Source organism: Arthrobacter sp. CAL618 (assembly GCF_000468215.1).
In the GTDB taxonomy this organism is placed as follows: domain Bacteria; phylum Actinomycetota; class Actinomycetes; order Actinomycetales; family Micrococcaceae; genus Arthrobacter_D.
Map to the genome: position 1 here is coordinate 1 of NZ_ASZW01000029.1, position 5,120 is coordinate 5,120.

Below are 5,120 nucleotides of genomic sequence, written 5' to 3' on the forward strand. Positions count from 1 at the left end.
CCCCAAGAGCCGTTTCTGGGTATCCGACGTGGGTCTACCGTGAGCTGATGGACTCAAACTTCCTGATGCAGAGCGGCACGAAGATGAGCAGCATCAGCGCGATCCCCACGAAGATCGTGATGAACGGGTTCTGAAGGGTCCACGCCGTGGGTTCCGGGAAGTCCGGATTGGTGTTGCCGAACAACTGCCGGGCCGATTCGACCAGGGCCGAAACCGGATTCCACTCGGCGATGTTCTTCAGCACCTCGGGCATGGTGTGGATTGGCACGAAAGCGTTGGAGATGAAGGTCAGCGGGAACAGGATCATGAAGGACGCGTTATTGATGACCTCCGGGCTCCTGACGCTCATACCCAGCAACGCCATCACCCAGCTGAAGGAGTAGCTGAACAGCAGCAGGATGGCCACGCCGCCCAGGAATCCCCAGACGGAGGTGGTGACGCGCCAGCCGACGATCCAGCCGGTGCCCATCATGATCAGCATCGAAATACTGTTGATGACCAGGTCCCCGTTGGTGCGACCAATCAGCACCGCCGCGGGGTTCATCGGCAGGGTGCGGAACCGGTCAATGATGCCGTCCTTGAGGTCCTGGGCCATAGCGGCGCCGGAGAAGGTCGACCCGAAGATCACCGTCTGGGCGAAGATTCCAGCCATCAGGAAGTTGGTGTAGTCGGAGACGTTCATTGCCCCGCCGTAGACCTGGCTGAACAGCAACACGAACATGATCGGCTGCAGGATAGTGAAGACCAGGATCTCCGGCACCCGTTTGATCTTGATCAGGTTCCGGCGGGTCGCGATCCATCCATCCGAGAGGAGCTGCCCCGCGGGGGTGCCGACACTCTCGTAGGTCGTCTGCTTGGTGAGGACACTCATTTGGCTTGCTCCATTTCGGATTTCTCGGTGTCCTGCTCATTTTCCGCGGTGTGGCCGGTGAGCTTGAGGAACACATCATCGAGGGTGGGGCGGCGCATACCGGCGTCGTGCAACCCGACGTTGGCCTGCCCCAGGTCCGCGAGGATGTATTGCAACGCGCGTGGTCCTTCGGTGACAGCAACCTCGACGCTGCGCCGGTCACTGGAAACCCTTGCCTCACCCTCGCCATGGCGGGCAAGGATCTCACTGGCCGCGCCGGCATCGGACTCGTCGACGAGGGCCACCACCACGCGATGCCCGCCAATTCGGGCTTTCAGTTGGTCGGAGGTGCCCTCAGCTATCACCTTGCCGCCGTCGATCACCGCGATGTCGTCGGCCAGGTGGTCTGCCTCCTCAAGATACTGGGTGGTGAGCAGCAACGTAGTGCCGTCATGGACCAGGTTCTTGATGATCTGCCACAGGGCCAGCCGGCTCCGCGGGTCAAGGCCCGTGGTGGGCTCGTCAAGGAACAGGATCTTCGGGTTGATGACGAGCGCCCCGGCAAGGTCGATCCTGCGGCGCATACCGCCGGAAAAACCCTTCACCGGGCGGTTGCCGGCCTCGGTGAGCTCGAACTGGTCGATCAGCTCCTGGGCACGACGCCTCGCCGTCTTGGCTCCGAGATGGTAAAGACGGCCCACCATTTCCAGGTTTTCAAACCCGGTCAGGTTCTCGTCAACTGCCGCATACTGTCCGGATGCCCCGATGATCCGACGGGCTGCCCGGGGGTTCGAGAGCACATCGATGCCGTCAACGAACGCCGTGCCCTCCGTGGGCTGGATCAGCGTTGTCAAGACCTTCACAACGGTGGTCTTGCCCGCACCGTTGGGACCGAGCAGCGCCTTGACGGTGCCCTGGGGCACCAGCAAGTCCAACCCGTCCAGCGCGTGAACGGGGCCACTCTTCGATTTGTAGGTCTTTTTCAGACCTCTGGCCTCAATAATTGTCATGCGTCCAATCTTAAGGTTCGGAGCAGCCCGCAGGTAATCATTGAGGACAGTTTTTGTCCGCGAGGGAAGCGGTCAGAGTGGGCCCGGTTGATCCAGTTTCTGGGGGACGGGTGTGCCCAGGGGATCGGCGTCGGTCCGGCGTTCGGCGGCAGCGGGTGCGACCAGGAATGAGGCGAGGACCGCCACCCCCACGACGAGCAGTGCGTTGCGGATGCCGACCACATCGCCGAGGAATCCAAGGAGGGGCGGTCCGGCCAGGAACGCCAGGTAGCCGATGGTGGAAACCACAGATACCCGGGCCGCCGCATGACGCGGTTCGNNCCGCCGACATTCCCATCGGGAAGCCCAGCGCTGCGCCGGCACCCCAGAGCACCGCTCCCACCCCCGCAAGCGGCACGGTGGGCGCAAAAACGAAGATGATGAGCCCCACCAGCGACGACCCGAGGCTGATCTGCAGCACCCTGACCCGGCCATACCGGTCAATCAATCCGCCGCCCACAAACCGAAACAGGGTCATCGCAGCCACAAACACGCCGAATATGAGCGCGCCAGTCGCTTCGCTGGCCCCCAAGCCGTCGACGGTGGCCTTGGCCACCCAGTCGTTGGCCGCACCCTCGGTCAGGGCAGCGCCCAGCACCACCAACCCAATGAGCAGTGTCCTTGGCTCCAGCCAGGCAGCGAACCGGCTGGGCTGGGGAGTATCCGGGTACGCGTCGGCGTGGGAGATGTCCGGCAGGAAGTAGCGGGGCACCCAGAGGGAAACCACGAGGACGACGGCGGCAACCCCCAGCAGGTGGTAGGACAGGTCGACGTCGAGGTGTGACAGACCGGCGCCGACCATTGCACCAACGAAGGCGCCGCCGCTGAACGCCGCGTGGAACTTGGGCATGATGGTGCGGCGGAGGCGGTGCTCGACGTCGGCACCCTCAATGTTTTGGGCCACATCCCAGAGGGCAACGCCCACGCCGAAGAGAAATAGCCCGATCGCGGTGAGGGAGACCGACGTCGTCGTCAATCCGCCGGCAATGGTCACCGCCGCGAGGGCAGACACCACGCCGCCGATCCTGACCGTATTGGCGACCCCCACCCGGCCTGAGATCCCGCCCGCGAGGGGGAGGGCAATCACCGATCCGGCGGCAGCAGCCAACAACAGGGCGCCCGTCTCCCCCGAGCCGAGGCCCAGCACTGAGGACGCGGACGGGATCCGGGCAGCCCAACTCGCGAAGACCAGGCCGTTAAGGCCGAAGACGGCGAACGTCGCCCACATGGCCGACAAGACATTTGTTTGCACCAGTAAACCGTATGCGCAATTTTCGGAGCCGGTCTACTGCCTCAGCCGACCGTTTGGGTCAGCGGTCGCGCTGCACCCGGCCCTCATCCCAGACCGGCTCCTCAGTTTCGTACACCAAGCCGTCCGACCCGAAAACCATGAACCGGTCAAAACTACGCGCGAACCATCGGTCGTGGGTGACAGCCAGCACGGTACCCTCGAACGCGTCGATGGCCTTCTCCAGCGCCTCGGCCGAGTGCAGGTCGAGGTTGTCGGTGGGCTCATCGAGCAGCAGGAGCGTGGCACCCGAGAGTTCCAGCAACAGGATCTGCAGCCGCGCCTGCTGCCCACCCGAGAGGGAGTCGTACAGTTGCTCCGCCTGACCCGCCAGACCGTAACGGTCCAGAACTCCTGACGCCGCTTCGCGCGGCAATCCCGACCGGTGATCATCGCCGCGGTGCAGAATGTCGAGCAGGGTGCGTCCCAGCAGGTCGGGTCGCACGTGGGTCTGCGCGAAGAAGCCAGGTCGGATCCGCGCACCGAGCTTCACTGTTCCCTCGTGTGGGACGGGCTGGATGCTGACCTCGGAGACCGGTTCGTGTTCCTTCTCCGGATCGGTGCCGCCACTGGCAAGCAGTCGCAGGAAGTGGGACTTGCCGGAACCGTTGGAGCCCAGCACTCCCACCCGGTCGCCGAACCAGATCTCGGTGCTGAACGGCTTCATCAGCCCAGTGAGTTCGAGTTTCTGGGCGACGACTGCCCGCTTGGCCGTGCGACCACCCTTGAGCCGTATGGTGACGTTCTGCTCTATCGGGATCGCTTCCGGCGGCCCGGCCTCAAGGAACTTCGCGNGAGCCGGGTCTGGGCGGCGTGGTACCGGTTGGCCATGTCGGACCGGAACGCCGCCTTGTTCTTGTACATGTTGACCAGCTCTTTGAGCTTGAGGTGCTCCTCGTCCCACCGGCGCCGCAGTTCCTCGAACCTCAGGTTGCGGTCGGTGCGGGCCTGCAGGTAGGTTTCGAAGCCGCCACCGTGGATCCAGCTGGACGCGCCGAGCGCCCCAGGCTCCAGCGTGATGATGCGGGTGGCGGCGTTGGCGAGCAGTTCCCGGTCGTGGCTGACGAACAGCACCGATTTCTTGGACTCGTTCAGCTTCGCCTCCAGCCACCGCTTCCCGGGAACGTCGAGGTAGTTGTCGGGTTCGTCGAGGAGCAGCAGCTCGTCCGGTCCGGAGAACAGCGCCTCGAGGACCAGCCGTTTCTNTCTGCTCGCCGCCGGACAACGACGACGACGCCCGGTACTGTGCCCGGGCGTAAGGCACCCCGAGTGCAGCCATGGTGACTTCGTCCCACGTGGTTTCCAGTTCGTAGCCACCGGCGTCACCCCACTCGGTAATCGCGTGGGCGTAGCGCATTTGGGTGGGTTCGTCGTCGTTCTCCATCATGGCGAGCTCGGCGTCGTCGACCGCTTTCGCGGCCTTGGCGAGGGCTGGCGGCGCGGCGGAGACCAACAGGTCCCGGACCGTCGTCTCATCCCTGACCTGGCCGACGAACTGGCGCATGATTCCCATGTTGCCGGAGCGGGTGACGGCGCCTTCATCGGCGGTGACATCGCCGGCGATGATGCGCAGCAGTGTGGTTTTGCCCGTGCCATTGGGGCCGATCAGGGCCGTCTTGTGCCCGTCGCCGACCTTGAAGCTGACGGCGTTGAGCAACTGCCGCCCGTCGGAGAGGAAGTAGTCAATGTTGGAAACGTCTAGATGAGCCACACTTTAAGTTTGTCACCCGGAGGCAAACCGGCCCCCGCCTGCCACCTGGGGTGTTTGTCGCCGATGCGGGCTGCCCAGCAGCGAGAAACGGCGCTTGGGGTCAGGATTGCCGGTTGCAACCGGCGATCCTGACCCTTGGGGCCGTTTCCGTGCGGAATTGGCTACTGGGCAGCTCTGTGCGGAATTGGCTACGGGGCAGCGTCAGCCGGCTCCAGCAGCGAG

Annotated in this window: 2 protein-coding genes and 2 pseudogenes; all 4 read right to left on the reverse strand. The window is 64.3% G+C overall.

Annotation, left to right across the window (positions count from 1 at the left end; genetic code table 11):
- Window positions 1-34: 34 nt before the first annotated feature.
- Window positions 35-871 carry an ABC transporter permease gene (locus K728_RS0101570; RefSeq protein ID WP_019482089.1) on the reverse strand — a complete coding sequence of 279 codons (837 nt, stop codon included), beginning with the start codon at window positions 869-871 and terminating at the stop codon, window positions 35-37.
- Window positions 868-1,860, reverse strand: coding sequence for a daunorubicin resistance protein DrrA family ABC transporter ATP-binding protein (locus K728_RS0101575; RefSeq protein WP_019482088.1), 993 nt, complete (start codon window positions 1,858-1,860; stop codon window positions 868-870). The genes K728_RS0101570 and K728_RS0101575 overlap by 4 nt, the downstream gene beginning before the upstream one ends.
- 72 nt (window positions 1,861-1,932) lie before the next feature.
- A pseudogene (locus tag K728_RS18145) lies at window positions 1,933-3,127 on the reverse strand (MFS transporter).
- A gap of 82 nt (window positions 3,128-3,209) precedes the next feature.
- Window positions 3,210-4,898 (reverse strand): annotated as a pseudogene (locus K728_RS18150) (ABC-F family ATP-binding cassette domain-containing protein).
- Window positions 4,899-5,120 lie beyond the last annotated feature (222 nt).

What these genes read in the sequence shown, in the direction of transcription:
- K728_RS0101575 (WP_019482088.1), bottom strand. Translation starts at nt 1,860, where the DNA reads ATGACAATTATTGAGGCCAGAGGTCTGAAAAAGACCTACAAATCGAAG.
- K728_RS0101570 (WP_019482089.1), bottom strand. Translation starts at nt 871, where the DNA reads ATGAGTGTCCTCACCAAGCAGACGACCTACGAGAGTGTCGGCACCCCC.